The sequence below is a fragment of the Streptomyces sp. NPDC058955 genome, assembly GCF_042741435.1.
In the GTDB taxonomy this organism is placed as follows: domain Bacteria; phylum Actinomycetota; class Actinomycetes; order Streptomycetales; family Streptomycetaceae; genus Streptomyces.
Window position 1 is genome coordinate 1 of sequence record NZ_JBHYKM010000063.1, and the last position, 1,498, is coordinate 1,498.

The 1,498-nt window shown below is 74.3% G+C and carries 1 protein-coding gene and 1 pseudogene; both read left to right on the plus strand.

The features are described from left to right. The first annotated feature begins 158 nt into the window (after positions 1 to 158). Positions 159 to 788, plus strand: coding sequence for a DUF305 domain-containing protein (locus tag ACFW1I_RS22935; RefSeq protein ID WP_384672900.1), 630 nt, complete (start codon positions 159 to 161; stop codon positions 786 to 788). Between the two features lie 232 nt (positions 789 to 1,020). Then, a pseudogene (locus ACFW1I_RS22940) lies at positions 1,021 to 1,498 on the plus strand (hypothetical protein); the annotation flags it as partial.

Here is a 1,498-nt window from a genome sequence, read left to right on the forward strand (position 1 = left end):
CGCCCGCCCCCCGGCCCGCGCCGCGGGCCCGCGCGCGGGGGCGGGGGGTCGGGCGCGGGCCGGCGCCGCGGCCCCCGGCGGGGGGGGGCCCCCCCCCCCCCCCCCCCCCACCACCGGTATAAGCCCATGACCGTACGTACAGCACACGAGGTATCACCATGCGTACTAACCGGAAGCGCACCACCCGCACCCTCGGCCTGGCCGGCGCCGTCACGGCCGCCGCCCTGCTCCTGGCCGCCTGCGGCAACGACGACACCATGAGCGGGATGGACCACGGCGGCGCGACCGCCTCGGCCACCGCCTCGGGCCCGTCCTCGGTCGCCCCGTCGGCCGCCGGGTCCTTCAACGACGCGGACGTGATGTTCGCGCAGATGATGATCCCCCACCACGAGCAGGCCCTGGAGATGGCGAAGCTCGCCGACGGGCGCGCCGAGGACGACGGCATCAAGAAGATCGTCGCCGCCGTCGAGAAGGCCCAGGACCCCGAGATCCAGAAGATGAAGGCGTGGCTGAAGGGCTGGGGCAAGCCCGAGTCCGCCGGGATGGGCCACGCGATGGCCGGGATGATGTCCGAGCAGGACATGAAGAACCTCGCCGCCGTCAAGGGCAAGGACTTCGACCGCACCTTCGCCGAGTTGATGATCGCCCACCACGAGGGAGCCGTGGAGATGGCGAAGGACGAACAGAAGAACGGCGCCAACGCCGAGGCGAAGGCCCTGGCCGACGAGGTCGTCCGCGCCCAGACCGCCGAGATCACCGAGCTGCGCACGATCCTCGACCGGCTCTGACGGTCGGCCCCGACCGGTTCGGGCCGGTACGGGCCCGCCTCGGTTTGCCGGGGCGGGCCCTGGGGGTCCCGGATCCAATATCCAAGATCCAACATCCGGGATCTTGGATCCGGGACCCAGGATCTTGGATCCAGGATCTTGGATCCAGGATCTCGGATCCCGGATGCCGGATGTCGGATCCGATCCTCCGAGCGCCCCCTCGCCCCTCCCTCCCCCAACGAACGAAAGAACCATGCCCAAGCTCCGCTTCCCCCGGGCCGCGGTCGTCGCCGCCGCGACCGTCGTGCCCCTCGCCCTCGCCCTGACCGCCTGCTCGCAGAGCGCGGACAGCGGCACGGACACCGCCGCCGACACGGACTCGGCCTCCGCCCTCTCCCACATCCACGGGCTCGGCCTCCACAAGGGCACCCTGTACGTCGCCACGCACCAGGGGATCCACTCCCCCGGCCCCGGCGGCGCCCCCGTCCTCGTCGGCGACCGCCGCGACGACTTCATGGGCTTCACCGTCGCCCCCGACGGCATCTTCCTCGCCAGCGGCCACCCCGCGCCGGGCAGCGGCGGTCCCTCCGACCTCGGGCTGATCGCCTCCGCCGACGCCGGCCGCACCTGGACGGAGCAGTCCCGGGGGGGGGGGGGGGCGGGGCCACGCCCCCCCCCCCCCCGCCCCGGCGCGCGGCGCGCCGCGGGCTCCCCCCCCCCCACCCCCCCCG